This is a genomic window from Xenorhabdus anantnagensis (assembly GCF_028598555.1).
Classification (GTDB): domain Bacteria; phylum Pseudomonadota; class Gammaproteobacteria; order Enterobacterales; family Enterobacteriaceae; genus Xenorhabdus; species Xenorhabdus anantnagensis.
Map to the genome: position 1 here is coordinate 54626 of NZ_JAQRFN010000017.1, position 19142 is coordinate 73767.

The window sequence follows — 19142 nt, forward strand, 5'->3', positions numbered from 1 at the left end:
GATGGAATTTAAGAATCTGACGCCGTTTTCGGTCATGCACTACAAGATGCTGGATACCGAAGACGACGAATATCATGTTGTCGCGATGAAAATCGTCTATCAGCTCCAGCCTGTCGGCAACGGACCGTATTATCAGGCCGTATTAACCGAGCCGTTCGGGGAGCTGGCATTGCAGGATGAATTCAGCGGTGAACTTAACTTGTCTTCTGTCCGGCTGGAAAGTGATCTGGCCCCCTTAAAACCGAAATGTGATGTGATTGTCAACGGGGTGGCCTATGCACCAGCGGGCATTCCGGCTGAAAGAGTCCCTGTCCGGTTACTCGTCACAACAGCGGATCGGCAACCCCTTATCGATAAAACCTTACTGGTGTGGGGAGAACGCGAGTTTCAGCGTTCCCCAGAAGGGGAATGGCAACTGACCCCGTCGCAAAAATTCACGGAACTACCGATAGACTACCGGTATGCCTTTGGCGGCCAGTGTAAGATCTACGCAAATGATGAAGCCGCCGCTGCCGTGGCAGATGGATTCAGGCTGTCCGATGAGCAACGGGAACAGCATCCGGAAAAAGAAGAGGCTCCCATTGCCCATGCTACTTTCGAATACAATCCGATTGGCACGGGATTTGTCACACCGTGGTATGTGGAAGCGAAAAACCTTTCCCGTTATCCGGCTCCACGCCTTGAACACTTTGGTGCGCCTGTTACCGGGAAACACATGGACCAATGCACAGGGCAGCCGGCTGCCATGAAAGACCCCGGCTGCCTGCCGGCAGGGTTCGGTATAATTGGTCGTCCCTGGCTGCCCCGTCGCATAAAAGCCGGCACCTACGATGACACCTGGCTGAAAGAGCGCCATCCGTATCTCCCCGATGATTTTGATTTCAGCTACTGGAATAACGCGCCGGAAGATCAGCAAATCGACCATCCGGATAATAATATCCGTATCAGCCTGTTTCATTTAACCCGTGAGGGCACACTGCGAGTGCAGCTACCGGGACATCGCCCTTTTATGCTGCTGAGAATGTTGAATGGCGAAATGTTACCTGATCTGATGCATCCGGATACCTTAATTATCGACAGCGAAGCCCTCACGCTCTCCATGACCTACCGCTACCACGCCGAGATTGACGACAACATCCGGGTGATGGAGGCCCGGTTTGAGATGGATCCGGCTGCACCTCTGGTCAGGGTCGATTTGGGTGATGGCAGGGAGGTGCATTATGGCTGATAACTATTTCGCCCGGACAGCAACCCAATGGATGGTCGTCAGCATTGTACCTGACGTATGCAAAACGCCGATGGGGGCATCAACGCCACCCATTCCCTATCCGGTGGTGGCCAAACTGGCAGACAGCTCTGTACCAGTCAAATCCGTGCGGACAAATGGCAAACCCGTGGTGGTCTTCGCCCAAAGTTTTGTGCCACAGACACTGGGCGATCAGCACGGCGTTGCGAATGGCATCAAAAGCGGCACAGTCGGGGGTAAGTGCCACCCAAAAGAACACTCAAAAAGTGTCCGGGCAGGCAACAAACTGCTGCTGCGGCATGGGGATAAATTCTGGATGAACGGCGCATAAGGAGACGGCGATGGTAAAAAAAACCAAAAAAGCACCGCTTACGGTGAGCGATAAACCTTTACTGGAAAAAAAGGCACGCAATGATGCTGCAACAGGGGAAGGCAATACCTTCGGTGAAATTGTCGGGCAGCCACCACAAGTCACTACTGCCCCTGCTGAAGCGAGCCCGGTACTCAAGCCCGGTACGCAGAACGAACAGAACTTTGCCAGTCAGGTATATGAAAGCGCCGTTGAAATGGGGAAGGGGCGGCAAAAGATATCTGGAATTTTGGGGTGGATCTTGCGGAACTTGCATACCCTGCGGCCAAAATGGAAGCCGCCCGTGATATGGAAGATGCAGCAAGGTGGCATGATATCCTTGGCAATAAAGAACAGGCCAGGGTGTTATCGGAAGCCGCTGAAGAAACCAGAAAAAGTACTGCCACCGACAAGTTTGATGACCTCAGGATGACATTAGACAATTCAGATCAGGAGACCGGTGCACTACTGGGAGACCTGAACCCGAAAGGAGCTGTTAAAAGTGTCGTTAAAGGGATCGTCGGAGGCATTAAGCATATCGGGAAAACCATTGAAAAAGTGACCGCTAAAGAAGGAAAGAAAAAAACGGTTAATAAGGTTGAAAAACCGAAGGAGAACACAGGAAAACCTGACGAACCAGAGAAAAAAGTCGGAAAAGTCAAAGGGGCTAAAAAAACTAAAGTCCCGTGTTTTAATCCTTATAACAGCAAACGCTATAAGCGATTAAAAACAGAGAAAGAGCGTCAGGCATTTTTGAAAGAATATTCTGCACAACTGCGCAGACAGCAGGATGCGATTAATAATATGTCGCCTGAAGAGTTCAAATTTGCACGGAATTCTTATAAGAAGAATAAACGGAATAGTTTGGCTGGTAAAGCGCAGGAAGATTTCCGAAATGATACTAAAGAAGATATAAAAGGAAAAATATATGATAGTTTAAAAAACCGAGGAGTTCCTGCAAAAGAAGCGAAGAAAATATCACAGAAAAAAGCAGACGATATATTCGATGGATTGGCTGCGTTGCATGAACCTGATATGGTAGCAGGAGGGTATGGACAATATGCACCTAAGAAAATGGGCGATAAAGGAATTAACAGCGCCATCGGTGGTAGCTGGAATGGAAAACGTATAAAATCACTTGATGATGCAGTTAAAGAAGCTCTGGACAATGGGGTGGGTGATGCCAAAATGAATGTACAATTAGAATTGTGTCGAGGTAAGGGGAAAAAGTGATGCGGGATGAAGATTTTGAGCTTTTCATTGAAGATATGGGAGAGGCCACTCAACACAGAGCAGTCCCTGACGAAGCCATAGATAAATGGCTGGGAAAACTGCCTGGGCAATTATTATATTATTGGAAACATGAAGGCTGGAACAGTTATAGAGATGGATTATTTAGCATTGTCAATCCTGATGACTATGAAGATATCGTTGATGTGTGGTTAGAAGATACCCCATTTGAATCCATGGATTCTTACCACGTCATCGCCAGAAGTGGTTTTGGTAAACTATACCTCTGCGGCGAACAAACAGGAATTAATTTAACAATATCTTGTATTTTTAACTCTATTAATTATTCGAAAAAAAGAGCATACAAGAAAGAAAAGAAAAAGTTAGACCAAGAAATATCTTCTTTCTTTGGAATAAAATCACCTGATGATTTTGATTTAAAAGGCGGAACAAAAACAGGCATTTTTTCCAAAGCTGTAGAAAAACATGGTCCATTAGGTGAGCACGAAATATTTGGCTTTGAACCTGCCATTATTTTAGGTGGCGAAATTAAACTTGAAAATGTCAGTAAATTGGATATGCATATTCATCTCGACATTCTTCGTCAATTCGCTGATCCAGATATTCAGGAAATTTAATTTCCTATTTCCCTGATATTTACCCGTTAACTAAAGTGGCTGTATAAACAGCCACTTTAGTTATGTTAAAATTATGCCTAAGTAAAGGAAAAATAATGCGAGACGCATTTTTTGAGTGTTTCATTGATGATTTGGGTGAAGCAACCCAGCATAGACCTGTACCATCTGAATCTATAGATAAATGGCTGGGAAAACTGCCTGGGCAATTATTATATTATTGGAAACATGAAGGCTGGAATAGTTATCAAGACGGTATGTTTAGCATTGTCAATCCCGACGATTACGAAGATATTGTTGATATGTGGTTAGAAGATACTCAATTTGAATCTATGGATTCTTACCACGTCATCGCCAGAAGTGGTTTTGGTAAACTATACCTCTGCGGCGAACAAACAGGAATTAACTTAACACTTGATTGTGTTTTTAATACCTTTTTTTATTCTCCTAAAAGAGCTTATAAAAAAGAAAAGAAAGAATTAGATTACGATATATCTTCTTTTTTTGCTGTAAAATCAATCGACGATATTGATTTAAAAGGCGGCACAAAAAAAGGTATCTTTGCAAAAGCTGTAGAAAAATATGGTCCATTAGGTGAGCACGAAATATTTGGCTTTGAACCTGCCATTATTTTAGGTGGCGAAATCAAACTTGAAAATGTCAGTAAATTGGATATGCATATTCATCTCGACATTCTTCGTCAATTCGCTGATCCAGATATTCAGGAAATTTAATCTATAATTGTTATCTATTAATAACTATGGCTGTTCAAACAGCCACTTTACCTATTAATGATGGACATAAATAATACGTGATGTATATTTATAATATTTTATTAAAAAGATTGAAGAAGCGACTCAATATAGGGAATTTCCCACAGAAACAATAAATCAATGGCGTGGAAAATTACCTGACAGGCTATTAAATTATTGGTCAACAGAGGATTGGAATAGTTACCATGATGGACTATTTAGCATAGTAAGCCTCAGGGTTTATGAAGATATTGTTGATATGTGGTTAACAGATACGCCATTTAAGTCAATGGATGCTTATCATGTTATTGTCAGAAGTGGTTTCGGCGATCTTTGTTTATATGGTGAAAAGACTGGAACTAACTTGACTATTTCATGTACATTCCACACTATTTCCTAGCTCCATTTCTCTGGCATAACTGCCCCAACCATCGGTTATTATGAAACGGATGTGAAAAAGGGCCAATAAGTCGAGCAGATAGAATCACTTAATCAGCCTATCATACACATAAAGGGCTAACGGTGTTCTATTGTTCCGCTTGTTGCCAGATAACTTCCTGATCACTGCGCTTTGCTGAGTAAACAAATGATATGCTGAATCTGATCCCATTCCTGTTCAATCCACTTACTCTTGATGGTCTTTTTCAGTTTGATATCCACAACAGCGCTTCCATTAGCCTCAAAAAATTGTTTGTTTAACTCGAGCATAACACAGTGAAAACATAGCCAAACACATCCAGTGTGCCAAATAGTTCACGGTGGCGCAAAATATAGATGTTACATTTTCTCACTAGCTAACTCCATTTGAGCCTGTTCGGGGAAATGCTTCTTGACGGCGACTTAACTGGATAGTTAGCAGTTATCTGCTGATTTCTGGCTGAAAAAATAGGTCCTCCAACGGAGACCTTCCTCTTTGTTATACTCAGTTTTTATCACAGACAGGTGACTCTCTGCTTAAAATTGGGCAAGGCTCTTGAATAGAGCAACATCTGATTATTCTTGTTTTAATTCAAACAGATTGTTTATCGTGTAAAATTAATCACGTTACAAAAATAATTATATCTAATTATTTCATGATACTTTATCTTTATAAAATAGTACCCTTATTCTATTTTTTATCAGGAGCCATAATAATGGAAGAGCAAGCAAGCTATGATTCAATTGGAGAACATTACGAACAGTTTTCCAATACGGTAGCCCAGCGACAGTCTGAGCTTCGGGATATACTCAACATGGTCGGTGAGATACAAGGAAAGTCAGTTCTGGATCTAGCTTGCGGGTATGGTTATTTTGGGCGGGAATTGCACCGCCGTGGGGCTTCAAAAGTGGTTGGCGTCGATATCTCTGAAAAAATGATTGAACTCGCTAAAATCAAGTCAAAACTGTATGGTGATAATATTGAGTTCCATGTAAAAAATGTATGTGAAATGAAATTAGATGGAAAATTTGATATCGTCATCGCCGCTTTTTTATTCCACTATGCAGAATCCACAGAAGAACTGGAAACGATGTTTCAATCAGCTGCTGAGCATTTAAAACCTTCCGGCAAATTGATTGCTTATATGGCATCACCTGATTATCGGCTAGAAAGCGGAAACTGTGAGAATTATGGCTTTAAGATTTTGAGCGAAGAGCCTTGGAAAAATGGCTTCCGTCACCAGGCAAAATTTCTGTCAACCCCCCCAAGCCCTTTCACGTTTTATCGTTGGAGTCGTGAAAGCTATGAAAAAGCGCTTAAAAAAGCAGGATTCGATCATTTTAGCTGGCAAAAACCAACCGTCCTAGAAAGCGACTTAGAACGTTATCCTCAAGGTTTTTGGGATATTTATTTGCAGAATTGTGTTCATACCGGACTTATTTGTCAGTTTTAGGTTCGTTGTCCATTACCTCCGCATTGATGGATATATTTCATTTCATCGAACATAAACCTTTCCTGTCTTTTCAATTAGTGAATAATACTTATTATACAGGAAACATTGAAAAAATTGCCGGGTTTCCGCCCGGCTTTAGCCAAATACTCTAAAATCTTTTTATTTTTATAATGTCGGCGGGATGAATCATGTTATTTCACAATGATTATTAACGATATGAATCCAATACCAGCAAATTTTCAACATCGAAGGGCGACAGGGTTAGTGAATGAGTTAATTCAGTAGACAGTACAAGTGCTGCACAGCGTTGTGCAAAATGTACACTTTCTTCAAAATCCATACCTGCTAACGCACAATGAACTAATCCCGCCATCATTGCATCACCAGAACCCGTGTTATTGACAATATCAGCAGGAAATGCCGGAGAGTGACCTGATATATAATCCAGCTCACTGTAATAAACACCGTCAGCTCCCATACTTAAAACTACCCGCTGGACCCCTTGTTCATGAAACCATGATGTTACCAACTTAGCCTCTTTTATTGAGTTAATTTTAATGCCACTGATTTTTTCTGCTTCCAGCCGATTGGGTCTGATAGTATGAATATATGATAACCAGTTACGTACTATGCCCGCCTTATATGACGAGACAGGATTAACAAATATGGGCACATTACCTGAGTTTTTAAATAGCCATTCCAGAGCATCTTCTTTCAAATTGCAGTCGATACTCAGTATTCCTGCTCGTTCAATGAGAGCTTTAGATTTATTTAGCAACTCAGGAGTGAGTTTTTTCAAAATATCCATATCACTCACGGATGTGTGCGGTTCACCATGACTATCAACTATTGAATGATAAATCGAGGTTCTTTCATCACTTAGCTTATGAGAATGGCTAAGATCAACACCGGCTAATCTGGTTTCTCTAAATAATCTTTTTCCATATGAATCATCACCAAAAACAGAAATTAAATAACTATCATTCTTTAGCAAGGCAATGTTATGCGCAATATTTCGGGCAACACCACCTAGCGTATATTTTGTTTTCCCTGGGTTGGAATCTTTCTTTAATAATTCAGTCGAAGCGAAGCTGGTAATATCCATATTGGAAGCCCCCACCGTTACGGCATAATTTCCACTGGAAAAAATGTATCCTTTTCCTTTTATATGCCCTTTTTTTTGTAGGTTAAGGATATATCCTGCGACACTTGAACGACTAACGCCAATAATATCAGCGATTTCTTTTTGGGCGAGAAAAGGATTTTTCCTGAGCAGTTGTAATATTCTAAACTCCAGATTATCCATTTTTCTCATACTATGCCCTTTATTGTTTTTAAACATAGTTGTTTTTATTCCATTGATTAATGACAGTAAAGCGTATTTTTATACATTATGCTGGTAGTGAGAAAGCGATCGAAAACTTAATGATATATTATTTATCGTTAAAAATGTGATTTTACTCTTAAATTTTTACCTGAAAAATAACCAATTAACAGCATATTAAAAAACTTAGCGTGGTAACCATATTTTATTCTAACCTATCTTCATAAAAAACAACCAGTTGTATTATAATCGCATTATTTTTAGCATTTGTCTTTTATTCTGTTTTAATTTTATTTTGCAAATGAAATGGGAATTCTCAATTACATTGAAATGTGATAATTAACACACTTTCACCAATATGAAATATAACTTCACGATTTTATTTCGGTGTAATATTTTTTATTATGCCGTTAAATTTGTTTGATTATATCGTTACCATGAGTATTGTTAACATGTTATTTATATAAGTGAAATATCTCTTTTCATCATAATAACCAATATTTATATTTAACTAACTTTTTTATTAGTGAGGACGAATAACCCGTTAATAACTCCCCATCAATCGATCGATATTTGTCAGCTCAGGGATGAGAAAAACGTAATGCATGGAAACGGATTGCTCGAGAAAATCTGTTGATCCAAAGAGATGAGTACTTGAAGTGATAAGAATTTTTCTGGGGGGAACCTGTGTCTGAATCAGGATCACCACTGGATGTAATGCCGTATTCAAAAAAAAGTATTCAAAACGAAGAAAAAATGGCGGCGTTTCAAGTGACTGCTCAAACAGCCGCTCATTTCTCTTATAGGTAAAATAATGGAACACTCTATTCAGTACTGCTACTTACCACACGCAAATGCCGTCATCGCCCAGGCATTTCGCACCCACAGGTCTGTCTCTGCCCAAAACGCCCATTTTGCCTGATGTTCTGCTGAGCCTGAGCTGGCTGCCAGATAATCCGTGGATGTCACATAAAATTCCCGCGCCCAACCATCATAAAGATAAAAATTACCCCACTCCTTATAGAATTGTTCGAGTGCATATTTGGAGGCAATCCGGCTGCCGAGTGATTGACAAATCTGTTTTGCATTCGAGTAAAAATCTTCCGTCAGGCCGGAGCGCTCAAACCAGGTGTGAACCGTCAAGGTCAGTGCGATCTGTTGCCCGGTCTCATCAGTACCGGTGAATCTTACTCCGTCAGGATTTTGAGGTGTCCGAGATCCTTATACCACTACAAATCGCTCTGCCAGCTTACCCGGCCTGTATTGTCTGCTGTGATAAGGCGGAATTTCGCACCACGCCAAAGTACGGAAGGCCCTCTGGTGCCAAAGGATTTCTGGTTAACATTACCGCCCTCACTGTCAACGGCAACGGTATCAACAAGGCGTAACGGTGTGATAAATTCCACAACCGGAGACACCATCTGCTGCTCATCCATCTGAGCCGTTACCGAAACCCGGCCTGCATGGTGACTGATAAAGGTGGCGGTCGCTTTCCCCTGACTGTCTGTCCGGGCATCGGCAAAAATCATTTCACTCAAATTCCCCGACCAATCAACGGATTTATCAGGTACGCCCTGACCATGAATATCTGTCACGGTGACCGTAAAGGTCACCCGGGCTTTGCCATCCGCAGCCGCACGAGTTTTATTGACCCGGATTTTTGATGAGAGTACTTCATCAAATGTGACAACAGGGGCGGTCACTTTATGATCGCCGGCCTGGATCTGAACCTGGTGATCCCCTGCAAATGTACTGCTCAGCTGAACCTGCACTTGTCCCTGATGGTCAGTTTGTGTCCGTTCTGAGGACAACACGCCGTGATCCGTTTGCCAAATCACTGACTGATTTTCCACGGGGGATCCCAGTAAGTCTTTCACCATAGCCGTCAGCACAACCGCATCCTGCCCGTCACCTTTGGCCCGGACTTTGTCCACCGTGATCGCGGGTTTCAACCTACGTTCAAACATCACCGGAGCAGCATCAAGTGTTTTTCCTGACACTTCCGCACTCACTGTTACCCTCCCGGCGGTGCGGCTGACTAACCGGGCTGTAGCCTCCCCCTGGCTGTTTGTCTGCTCCTGTTTATCCAGCAGTTGCCCATTATCCGCTGACCATTGCACTTTGCTGTGGGCAACGGGTTGCTCCGCTGCATTGCGCACGTTCACTGTATAAAGGATGCTGTCCTGACCATCAGCAATCGCGGTTTGTTTATCCGCCTGAAGCGTGTGCGTCAGCGAGGCGATAAAGGTAACCGGTGAAGACACCACCGTTTCGCTGCCAACCGCCACCGTCACTTCTGCATTTCCTGATACCCGGCTGGTTAAACAGGCGGAGGCCTGCCCTTTCATATCAGTCATTAATGAAAATGAGGAGAACTGACCGAGATTAGTTTGCCAGCCAATCGCCTGATTCGCTACGGGTTGACCGTCGGCATTTTTAACCGTGACACTCAGGGACGCCCTGGCTTTTCCATCCGCCTTAACACTGTGCTTATCAACGGTGATCTCGGGTATCAGCACCGCATCAAACTGTACCGAAGGCGCCATGGTAACGTGCTCATCGACAGCAACACGTACAGTGTGCAGCCCCGGCTGACGGCTGCGCAACACAACCGCAGCCTGCCCCTGCGCATCCGTGTTCTGCCGGGTTTGGGATAATTCGCCTTTATCACCTGACCAGATAACAGCCTGATTGGAAATGGGAGCGCCTTCCTGATCGGTAACAAGGACGGTATAGATCACACTGTCATGACCATTAGCGTTGGCCTGCGTTTTATTCGCGGTGACCTTTAACTGTTTTTCAGTCGGCAAACTCACTATCATGATTTCTGCCCGGCTGGAGCGGTTACCCCGGCTGTCGATGGCGATCCCCGAAAGCCGGACGGGGTTTTTCGTGGTTTTCGGCAACCGTAACGTCACTTTATCTGGTTGCTGATAAAGTATTTTTCCGCCTGTCTGCTGTAATTCACGGGTATCCAGCGCTAAACGTGCCGGTGGATATTGGGACTGGATAACCGGTACAAAGCTCACCTCCTTGCCTTCATAGCCTCTCATGGAGGCCGGAAAGGCCAGTGTTATCAGGATCTGCTTCTGATAATCCAGCACCATGTCACTGCGCCGGTTCACAAAATCCAACTGGCTGGATCTCAAGTTACGCAAGGGTGCGACTGCGTTCGGATCAAGCTGTTGGCTGAACGGAACACCTAACTGATAATTGAGGTTCAGGGTAAAACGGTTCTCATCGGCACCTTGTTTACCCTGCCGAAAATCGGCGCCCAGTGTCACTAACGGCACAGGCGTGTAAGTCAGCCCGGCGGTGATGCTGTACGGGTTTTTCTGGCGTTCTGATTCACCGAATAATGCAACCTCCTGCCCGTAATAGTGTTCAAACTGCAACTGCCCGCCCCAGTGAGGAAACGCAGGTAACCAGGCTTCTGCACGGATATCCCAGCCGTTTGCCGGTCTTGCATCAAAATCCGTGAGCCGGGAGGGTTTCCAGTGGGATAAACGCTGGTAAAGGTTGGCAGACAATTTAAAGCTATCGTGCCAGGCTTCCAGCCCGATGCTGTAACGATGATGTTGTTCCGGCCATAGCACATCCCAGAAGGCATTGGCCCCCCAGAGCCAGTTATCGGCCAGATAGCGATAGCCGAATCCGACTGCCGTTGTTGTCTGACCGTGGTGGGTTTTTACCCCTATCTGACTGAATGCAGTACCCGAAACCGGTTGATAAAAAGGCAGTAACCCATCAAATGAAATGTCTTTTAACGAAAAATGACTGTCGAAAGGGAGTGTGAGGCGGGCATTGCCGTATTGATTTAACCACGGTGTCAGTGTTGACGTCACCACCGACGATAGCTGCTGGGCGGCCATTGTCTTTGCCGCGTCGCCGGGTGATTGTGACTGCGTCAGTTGCCCCCATTGAGCGGTGATTTCAGCCAGCTTTTGTGCCTGTTGATCTTCTGGTGTGGCCTGACCGGAAAAACTGAGCGACAGGCTCAACAGGCTAATAATCGAAGATTTTACCCTGCTGAATCGAAGAGATTGGATTTTTTGCACCACAGATTGTTACCCTTTTCATTAATGATGAAAGGGGTAACATGCAGAAAAAGTACTTTAAATACTGTGCTTAATTCTTTTTCCGAAAGGGAAAATTTAACTATTTATATGTCCACTCAATATAAACAAGCATTTTAATATTTATTTCAAGGTGCTACGAACAATTAAATATCCAGGACGTGTTTTAGGCGTATTTACATAAGCAACTCAAGTTGCATCCTACAAAACAAAAATAGTTTGTAACTTGAAATGAGATGGGTATATACATAACCAATACCGTTAATGCAAACCTACTTTTTAGGGAGAAAACTTCAAATGCCCTTGACACAAAGAGTCCATCTTATAGACATTTATCCGGATGCTCATATGTACATTTCATCAACCTTTCATGATGGATACGTAATAAATGAATTTACAATTGCTTGTCATGGATTAGCTGTTTTTAATGGGAGGCCGGAATGTCTTGCAATAAACAATCAACTCTGGACTTACGACATCGTGGCCAGATACATTCAGTCAAACACAACGGTTGAGCCATTGCACAGAATCCATATTCTTGCTTGCAATTCAGCGAATTATGATAGTGCCTCTCTCGCAGCAAAAGTGTCAGCAATAATACGAAATACTGAAGTTAAAGGCTATGTAGGTTCAGCTTATATAAATTTCAGGCATAACGATATTTATCAGTATTATTATCTAAATAATGGGAGTAACAGAGCTTCTGTCGAGCGCTATCTTGAACGCGTTGGAAATAATCGGGTTCACACCAATAATGTTCCTAACTATTACTGCAAAGTATTCAAAAATGGCATTATGGAAAGACTAAGTTACTTATGAAATTGAAAAATATTATGTATAGGATCTACAACCCTATTATCCCCCTTAATGACGAGGGGGAAGTGCTTCTTTCTGTCTCCTTCCAGAATTGATATTAAGCCTGGATTCAATAAACTGCTTTCAATCCCCGAACTACATCCATCCGCCTTGCCACCAAAACCGCCGCTTCCAGTTCACTGCACTGGTATTCCCGCATTAACGCCCGCCGTTCGGCTTTTTCTTCTTTTTCCGTCATGCCCAGTGCCAGATAGAGGCTCGGCGGCACGACCCTAAATAAGGCTTCGATTTTTTTCGCCAGCACCACCCCTTCGGTATAACAGCGGGGGAGTTTACCGGCAGAGAGCAACACCGCTTTTTGTTCTTCCGTCAGTTTTTTAAACCGGGCGATTTGTTCCACTTCATTCGGGGGCATCGTGAGACACAACCACCATTCCGCCATATTCAGCATTTTCTCAGCGGTATCCGGGTAGTCAGCGAGGTTTTGTGTCGCCAGCCACAACCAGGCACCCAGTTTACGCCACATTTTCACCACTTTGGTCATGTAGGGGGAGAGCAGCGGATTGGTAGTGGTGATATGGCCTTCGTCAATCACCAGTATCAATTCTCTGTCCTGATACTGGTCGCGTTCGGCCAGGTAATTGACTTTATTAATCAGTGACACCATCGCCAGTGCCATCTGCGCCGAGTAGTTTTCACGGGCCAGCGTACCCAGATCAATTAACGTCACATCCACTTCCGGCCACGGTGTGCCGGGGCGGTTAAACAGTTCCCCCTCAAACCCCTGGGTAAACATCGACATGGCGCCGGCCATTTCATCCGCCCGTGCCCGGCGATGTGCCGTGATTAACGGCTGACCATGCTCGTCCTGCTGATGATTACGGGCGATGGCATACAGCGCATTCTGTAAATCTGAGGCGAGCATCTGCCGTTGTTCTTTATGACTGGTATGAGCCGCCATCATAATCGCTTCACGGATCAAACCGCGATCTGAGCGGGTCAGGCGCTCTTCCTCTCTTTTCTCACCGCCGGTGATCATCAGCCGGGCCGCAATTTCCATCTCGCCCAGAATATCGCGCTGCTCATCATTTTCGTCTTCTTGCGATTCATCAGGAATGTTCTGCCATTGATTGGGGCTGAGTTGCAGCAACTGATGGGCATCGGCAAACAGTGCCAGACTGACGCCACAGCCCGGTCTGATACCGATTTTATTGACCGTCAATCCCAGACTGGCGTAGTAATCGGCCAGTAAACCAAAGCTGTTTCCCGCTTCGACAATAAACAAGCGCGGCCGGTGGATAGCCATCAGTTGCACCAGCGAGGCACACAGGGTGGCGGATTTGCCTGCGCCGGTCGGGCCAAACAGCAATAAGTGGGCATTCTGGGTGCGATCCTGTTTATTCATCGGATCGAAGGTCAGCGGTGCACCACCGCGATTAAAGAAGCTGAACCCCGGCTGCCCGGTGCCGGTTGAACGGCCTGTCACCGGCAATAATCCGGCCAGATGCTGAACCCACATCAGGCGGCTGTACCAGTGTCTTTTATCTTTCTGCGGATTAAAACACATCGGCAACGCCCGTAAATAGGTATTCAGCGGGGACACACTGAATTCCGGTCGCACAGGCTGTAATCCAGCACTCAGCAGGGTTGACGATAACTGATGCACCCGATGGTTCAGGTCAGTGACATCGTTGCCGCGCACCAGAAAGGCCAGCGCACTGCGGTACAGTTTATGGCGTCACCCCAGTAATTCCTTCACTTCCTGTACATCCTGGCGAACGCGCAGTGATTCGGTATTTTCCCCTACCGCATTTTTTGCCAGCCGGGTCAGGCTCTCTTCCAACGTATCCTGCGCCTGTGCCACGATGGTCAAAGAAACCATGGTGCCTGCCGGCATCATATCCATCAGGGCATTGATATGATCCCCCCGTTTTACTTCCCCTGTCAGGGTGCCCGGCTCAGGCGGACGGCGCAGACGTTCAACCGGCACCGCTTTATGCGGCAGGCCGTCAAACCACCAGACACCGTTTTCGGGATCAGATAGCGGCGGGGTAAACCACAGGCTTTCGGCAAAGTCATTGTTAACCGGGAGATCGGGCGGTATGGGCGTTTCATAACTCACCGTACGGTAGAAATCGGCTTTTGTCATGCCCCAGTCCGGGGCCGGATTAAAATGACGCAGCAACCAGCTGTGGATCTGCCCGCCATCTTGCTGGATCGCCACAATACCCGCCGATGCCAGTGATGATACCAGTCGTTCACAGACCTGATTGAGTGCCGTGACGGATGACAAGAGATGATTGTCAGCACGGGATTTGTGGCCAGAGGGGTGCCAGCGGTAAATCACCATACGCGTCTGACGTTGCTGACCTCGCCAGGGTTGCCCGGTAATCAGAGAGTCCTGAAATATCCCGTCAGGTTGAGCAATCCCCTTCAGGTGGCGTTCCGATTCAGCCAGAAAGGTGTCTGTAAAGGCAGTGCCCTGCGCCCACGGTTTCACATAGTCCCGTAATGTATTGAGATAACTGGCCGGCTCATCTTCATCCTGACAAAAAAACTGCACCACCCACGGTGAAATATCGTCTTCTTCCAGACTGTCCTGAATCGCATCTTCCAGCTGATCGCGGATTTCAATCAGCCGCTCAAGGGGGCGCCCTTCTGTGGCGACCGCTTCAATCCGGTAGACCGCGCCGACGGAAACCCCGTCATCCAGTAACAGGCATTGCCCGTCTTCCAGATATTCCACCCAGGGCAGATAGTCAATGATGGAGGGATTGGCCCGGTAAATCGCGGCTTCATCGGCTTCACGCAGCCTGCCGGGGCGATGCAGCGGTTTTGGGGGTTCCATTACAGGGCCTCCGTGCGTTCACCCGGCAGGGCGTACTGCACCTGCTGATAAAACGGGAACACGGTACTGTAGCCCGGTATCGGCGTATTGCCGGCGGCCAGATGCGGGAAGACATACATCACCATATCGGGATTGGGGAGACGGGGAAACTGCCGGCTGATTTCCTGCGCCGCCGAACGGCTATAATGGTCAGGCTCTTCCCGCGCCCGTCGCCGTTCGGTTCCGGTCAACGTTCTGCGCAATGCGGCTCTTGCCTGCACAGCAGTGTGACCGGCTTTATTGCCCTGCCACATCGCCAGCACAGTCTGTTCTCCGGCTGGGAGCAACGTGTCTTTTGAGGTTGAACAGCCTGCCATTAGCCCCGTCAGACCTAACACGATAGCGTAGGTTATTTTTCGCATCCCTGAGCCTCCATGCTACTAATAATGATAAAAGTGGCAAATTCCGGGTGTACCGCCAGTTCCGATAAGGTAAAGGGCAGACGTTCCCACTGTTCAGGTGCAGGCTCTGCGTGACGTTCCACTACCGCCTGCCACTGGATTTCGGTCAGACGAAAGACGATAAAATCACCGTCATTCAGCAGTCGGCATTCATTGCCGCTGGAGAGATACAATTGACTGCCTTTAGTACGGACGTGTCGCCAGTCAAGCTGAACCGATGTCGGTTCAGTATGTGGCGTTATACTGATTTGCAGGCAATAAGGCTGGCTGGCACAAAACAGCCATTGAGAAGAAGTTGTTTCCATTAATCTAAGGCTTCCTGAGTGACAGATTGGGTAGGTTCACTAAAACCGTAACGCACCTTACGGCCTGCCGTTTCATAATCAATCGCCAGACTTTGTGTGATATGCACCACTAACTTAGCGCCGGGCGGGACGTAAACTGCATCGAACGTCTGGCTGTAACGCTGCTTGAGCCATTCGCTCATCTCATTCATGCCCCCTGACAGAGCTTTGCCGAGTGCCGCCTGTCCGGCATTGCCGGTTAACGCTGACGTGATGCTGCCAGTGCCGTTGGTTTGTGAAGTTCGCTGGCTTTCGTTCAGCGCATCGCCAGCGGAATTCATAGCGGACAAGGCAAATAGTGTCGGCAGATAGGTACTGGCGTTGGATTTGCGCTCACCGCTGATACAGGGAATGCCGTTTTCATCGGACAGCCAGCCGATTCCCTGCTGATTCTGCCCGCTGCCCGGCAAAGTGCGCACGGTGCCATCCTGAAAAACAAAGGTGATGGAACTGACCTGACCGCGCACGCAGGACAGTGTCCAGTCACCACTGGCGGAACCCGACACCACCGCACCTTCCACCTCCGGCAGTTCGATACCGTTAGCCGTCAGGTTGTCTTTGCCGATAAGAATTTTGAACGGATACGGGTCAGTGACCGTACCATTGACAGGAACGCGGCCTAACAACGCAGTCATCGCCTGACTGCCCACTAACGTGGCATTTTCCGGCAGGGTATAGACCGGTTTTTCGTTTTCTTCCTTCAGCGAGGAATTTTGGGGTGTATTTTGCCCCGTTGTCGGTTGTTCACTTAAAAAAGAAGTCGGAAATTGTGCCGTGGTTTTTCCATTACCCATAGCTTGCATATCTGAAGACTTTTCATCAGCAGGTGTCACCCAGATGAGTTCATCCTGCCCTCTGGCTGGCTGGGCAGAATACGGACTACCGGCCAGTCCCAACCCTAGCGGCATCTGATTATCCTGAGAAGGCAAAGGCGTTGAATTTAATCGTTCCGTCAGCAAATCAATCTGTGCCAGTAATCCCTGCTGCTCATCCTGCAACGTACGCTGACGCTGTTCATCGTCCTGACGAATAGCCGCAACCACTGCATCGATTTGGCCGGCAACATCCTGATTCTGACTTTTTAACTGGTTATTTTCTTTTAAAATATCGGCATTCTGCTGGCTTAAACGTTTCTGCTCTGCGCGCACTTTATTGAGGGCGCCTATCAGGGTACGCAGGGTATCTTCCGGCGTATCGCCCCCGACACCCAACGCCTGCAACTCTTCCGGTGACAGCGTGGCCAGCACATTATTCGTTGTTGTGCCGGGCGCGGCACTTTCCGTTGAACGGCAACTTTTGATGCCAATAACCCCGCCGATAAGCAATACCACCGGCACCAGTATTTTCACCAACGCATTAGACTTAACTTCCATGGCGGCCTCCCGGTTTCACCGATGCCGGCTCAGGGATAAAGGTATTATCCGGCTGCCCTTTTGTGACCAGGTACAATACCGTCGTATCCTCCGGCGTCCCCGTTTCAGCCAGCCAGCGATGCTGGAACGTGGCCGCGACAAACTGCCCCTGTAATTCTCGCGGGTCGAGGGTGATTTTTCGTTGGGTGGGATTGTGCAGTTTCAGTGCTACCACAGTGTAATGGTGCAGTCTCCAGCCGGCCAGCGGGGTAATTTCAATCGGCTCTGACGGGTAAAGTGTCGTGATAAACTCAGGTAAATGCAGATTCACCGGCTGGATGCCTGTCACCGGCTCGACGGTACGTAATGGGGCATACAGTTGCTGCGCGGCATAGCGGGTTAAGGTCACCGGAATGGGCGCAGATAATTGGGGTTTACTCTGGTGTTGTGATTTTTCGGTTGAATCAGGTTGTTTTTCATTCGGGTAAATAATACGCACGGGTTCCGTTGCGCCCGTTTTACTCGCGGTGATATCCAGTAAAATGATTTCGCCATTTTCGCTGTCCTGCAATTGCAGGCGGGTTGGCGGGAAAGCAATGTGGGCTTTCAGGTACGCCGCCCCGCCGGCGCTCTGTACCCGCAATTTATCACTGAGTGACGGCGGCAAACCAATGCGAACATTTCGCTCAGCAAAAATAATCCGTTCCTGCCCGACCTTGAGCGAGAGGGATAAGGGAATACGTTCCCATTTCATCAGTTCATCGGCCTTAGCGCCGACGCAAAACAGCAACATGCAGGCCAAACCCAGCCAAACACGGCGACAGCCAAGTGGATATCCTTTCATTGAAATACCCCCTTTTTCTGTTCCAAAGGTTGCGGCAGGGCTTCCAGCCGCTGTGGCATGCCGTCGTAACAATCCAGTGCCAGACCAAAAGGATTCCGCTCGGCATCGCCTTCCCAGCGCACCACTTTCAGCGGATAGCGCACCAGCGCCCGTTTGACCGGTTCGGCGTGATAATATTCATCCGCCACCAAATCCAGCCGGACTACCCAGTTATCCCGGTCACGCACCGTCACACGGCGCGTTCCATAGCCGCGGCCGGGAATTTCATACACCACCCGCACCCGGTCAAGCAGCTCACCACTGTCAGCCCGGGTTTTGGCATCTTCCCGCAAAAAATCCTGACAGGCCGGCGTCAGATAAGGAGAAAGTGCATCAATTTTGGCCGGATAGTCCTGTGCGCCATTTTTCGGCCAGGCATTCAGTTGCTGGAAGATATAAAAGGCGAAACTGTAGACACTGGGTGTCGGCACTTCCCACCACGGGCGGGTGCTGCCGGTGCGTAAGTCCGGCGGATGATGGATGGTGAGATTACGCGGTGACGCCATCCAGCCGAACAGGCTCAGCAGCAATATCAGCACCAAAATGCCGCACGCCATTCTCAGGGTCAGAATATGCTGATCCCGATTTTTGATCGCATGACGAAACCGGCTCATCTCAGGCTCCTGCTGCGGCGCAACGACCAGCCCTGAGCGGTAATAATCAAGGCCGGATCACCGAGACCCAGCCGGCGTTTTTTCTCTTCCAGTTTCAGCCAAATATAATTCTCCGGCTTGCCACGTTTAACATGCGCAAGCCAACGCCCGCCAAAGCTGACCAGTAACAAGGGCATCACCAACATGCCGGTCGGGAGCATGACCCAACCGGCTAACGGGATCAGGGGAAGACTGACGGCCAGTCCGAGCACGATCCCCGCCAGTGCAGCCAGTCCCATCTCAGGCGTGGTGAACCCGCGAAACACCACCGGTTCAGCGTTTAAACGATCCGGTAAGAAAGCGATTGTCTGCATGGTGATGCC

The 19142-nt window shown here is 47.2% G+C and carries 19 protein-coding genes and 1 pseudogene; 10 read left to right on the top strand and 10 right to left on the bottom strand.

Annotated elements, in window-relative coordinates; all coding sequences use genetic code 11:
* Window position 1 precedes the first annotated feature (1 nt).
* The 8 genes from PSI14_RS13305 (at window position 2) to PSI14_RS13335 (ending at window position 6083) form a co-directional block, all read left to right on the top strand.
* On the top strand, window positions 2-1228 hold the full coding sequence (locus PSI14_RS13305) for a DUF2169 family type VI secretion system accessory protein (RefSeq protein WP_273576343.1): 1227 nt from the start codon (window positions 2-4) through the stop codon (window positions 1226-1228).
* The gene (locus tag PSI14_RS13310) at window positions 1203-1577 is read left to right on the top strand and encodes a DUF4150 domain-containing protein (RefSeq protein WP_273576344.1); all 375 of its coding nucleotides are present in this window, start codon (window positions 1203-1205) and stop codon (window positions 1575-1577) included. The genes PSI14_RS13305 and PSI14_RS13310 overlap by 26 nt, the downstream gene beginning before the upstream one ends.
* Before the next feature lie 10 nt (window positions 1578-1587).
* Window positions 1588-2028: a hypothetical protein gene (locus PSI14_RS13315; protein ID WP_273576345.1), complete on the top strand. Its 441-nt coding sequence runs from the start codon at window positions 1588-1590 to the stop codon at window positions 2026-2028.
* Window positions 2025-2828: a polymorphic toxin type 15 domain-containing protein gene (locus tag PSI14_RS13320; RefSeq protein ID WP_273576376.1), complete on the top strand. Its 804-nt coding sequence runs from the start codon at window positions 2025-2027 to the stop codon at window positions 2826-2828. Before PSI14_RS13315 ends, PSI14_RS13320 begins: the two co-directional genes overlap by 4 nt.
* A complete protein-coding gene (locus PSI14_RS13325; RefSeq protein ID WP_273576346.1) occupies window positions 2828-3463 on the top strand; it encodes a GAD-like domain-containing protein in 636 nt (211 codons plus the stop codon). Before PSI14_RS13320 ends, PSI14_RS13325 begins: the two co-directional genes overlap by 1 nt.
* Window positions 3464-3558: 95 nt before the next feature.
* The gene (locus PSI14_RS13330; protein ID WP_273576347.1) at window positions 3559-4194 is read left to right on the top strand and encodes a GAD-like domain-containing protein; all 636 of its coding nucleotides are present in this window, start codon (window positions 3559-3561) and stop codon (window positions 4192-4194) included.
* 109 nt (window positions 4195-4303) lie between these two features.
* Complete coding sequence (locus PSI14_RS20245) at window positions 4304-4612, top strand: GAD-like domain-containing protein (protein WP_370688863.1); 309 nt, start codon at window positions 4304-4306, stop codon at window positions 4610-4612.
* Window positions 4613-5345: 733 nt separating this feature from the next.
* Window positions 5346-6083, top strand: coding sequence for a class I SAM-dependent methyltransferase (locus PSI14_RS13335; RefSeq protein ID WP_273576348.1), 738 nt, complete (start codon window positions 5346-5348; stop codon window positions 6081-6083).
* Window positions 6084-6291: 208 nt separating this feature from the next.
* On the opposite strand, the gene PSI14_RS13340 is transcribed toward PSI14_RS13335, so the two are convergent.
* A complete protein-coding gene (locus PSI14_RS13340; protein WP_273576349.1) occupies window positions 6292-7425 on the bottom strand; it encodes a PfkB family carbohydrate kinase in 1134 nt (377 codons plus the stop codon).
* Window positions 7426-8094: 669 nt separating this feature from the next.
* Between PSI14_RS13340 and PSI14_RS13345 the strand changes: the two genes are divergently transcribed.
* Window positions 8095-8217 (top strand): hypothetical protein, encoded by a 123-nt coding sequence (locus PSI14_RS13345; RefSeq protein ID WP_273576350.1) that lies wholly within the window; start codon window positions 8095-8097, stop codon window positions 8215-8217.
* A gap of 27 nt (window positions 8218-8244) precedes the next feature.
* Here the strand turns inward: PSI14_RS13345 and PSI14_RS13350 are convergent, their stop codons facing one another.
* Both PSI14_RS13350 and PSI14_RS13355 read right to left on the bottom strand, forming a co-directional pair.
* The gene (locus tag PSI14_RS13350; protein ID WP_273576351.1) at window positions 8245-8550 is read right to left on the bottom strand and encodes a hypothetical protein; all 306 of its coding nucleotides are present in this window, start codon (window positions 8548-8550) and stop codon (window positions 8245-8247) included.
* 86 nt (window positions 8551-8636) lie between these two features.
* The gene (locus PSI14_RS13355; protein WP_273576352.1) at window positions 8637-11468 is read right to left on the bottom strand and encodes an Ig-like domain-containing protein; all 2832 of its coding nucleotides are present in this window, start codon (window positions 11466-11468) and stop codon (window positions 8637-8639) included.
* 312 nt (window positions 11469-11780) lie between these two features.
* On the opposite strand from PSI14_RS13355, the gene PSI14_RS13360 reads away from it, so the two are divergent.
* The gene (locus PSI14_RS13360; protein ID WP_273576353.1) at window positions 11781-12302 is read left to right on the top strand and encodes a hypothetical protein; all 522 of its coding nucleotides are present in this window, start codon (window positions 11781-11783) and stop codon (window positions 12300-12302) included.
* A 106-nt stretch (window positions 12303-12408) separates the two neighbouring features.
* Here PSI14_RS13360 and PSI14_RS13365 read toward each other — a convergent pair.
* From PSI14_RS13365 to PSI14_RS13395, 7 genes and pseudogenes are all read right to left on the bottom strand, one after another.
* Window positions 12409-15147, bottom strand: a pseudogene (locus PSI14_RS13365) (conjugative transfer ATPase).
* Entirely contained in the window at window positions 15147-15548 is a 402-nt protein-coding gene (locus tag PSI14_RS13370) for a TIGR03751 family conjugal transfer lipoprotein (protein ID WP_273576354.1), read from the bottom strand. Before PSI14_RS13370 ends, PSI14_RS13365 begins: the two are co-directional and overlap by 1 nt.
* Window positions 15536-15892 carry a hypothetical protein gene (locus tag PSI14_RS13375; RefSeq protein ID WP_273576355.1) on the bottom strand — a complete coding sequence of 119 codons (357 nt, stop codon included), beginning with the start codon at window positions 15890-15892 and terminating at the stop codon, window positions 15536-15538. The genes PSI14_RS13370 and PSI14_RS13375 overlap by 13 nt, the downstream gene beginning before the upstream one ends.
* Window positions 15892-17304 (bottom strand): TIGR03752 family integrating conjugative element protein, encoded by a 1413-nt coding sequence (locus PSI14_RS13380; protein WP_273576356.1) that lies wholly within the window; start codon window positions 17302-17304, stop codon window positions 15892-15894. The genes PSI14_RS13375 and PSI14_RS13380 overlap by 1 nt, the downstream gene beginning before the upstream one ends.
* Window positions 17294-18127 (bottom strand): TIGR03749 family integrating conjugative element protein, encoded by an 834-nt coding sequence (locus PSI14_RS13385; RefSeq protein ID WP_370688860.1) that lies wholly within the window; start codon window positions 18125-18127, stop codon window positions 17294-17296. Before PSI14_RS13385 ends, PSI14_RS13380 begins: the two co-directional genes overlap by 11 nt.
* Complete coding sequence (locus PSI14_RS13390; protein WP_273576357.1) at window positions 18124-18780, bottom strand: PFL_4703 family integrating conjugative element protein; 657 nt, start codon at window positions 18778-18780, stop codon at window positions 18124-18126. Before PSI14_RS13390 ends, PSI14_RS13385 begins: the two co-directional genes overlap by 4 nt.
* The gene (locus PSI14_RS13395; protein ID WP_273576358.1) at window positions 18777-19133 is read right to left on the bottom strand and encodes a TIGR03750 family conjugal transfer protein; all 357 of its coding nucleotides are present in this window, start codon (window positions 19131-19133) and stop codon (window positions 18777-18779) included. Before PSI14_RS13395 ends, PSI14_RS13390 begins: the two co-directional genes overlap by 4 nt.
* Between the last annotated feature and the right edge of the window lie 9 nt (window positions 19134-19142).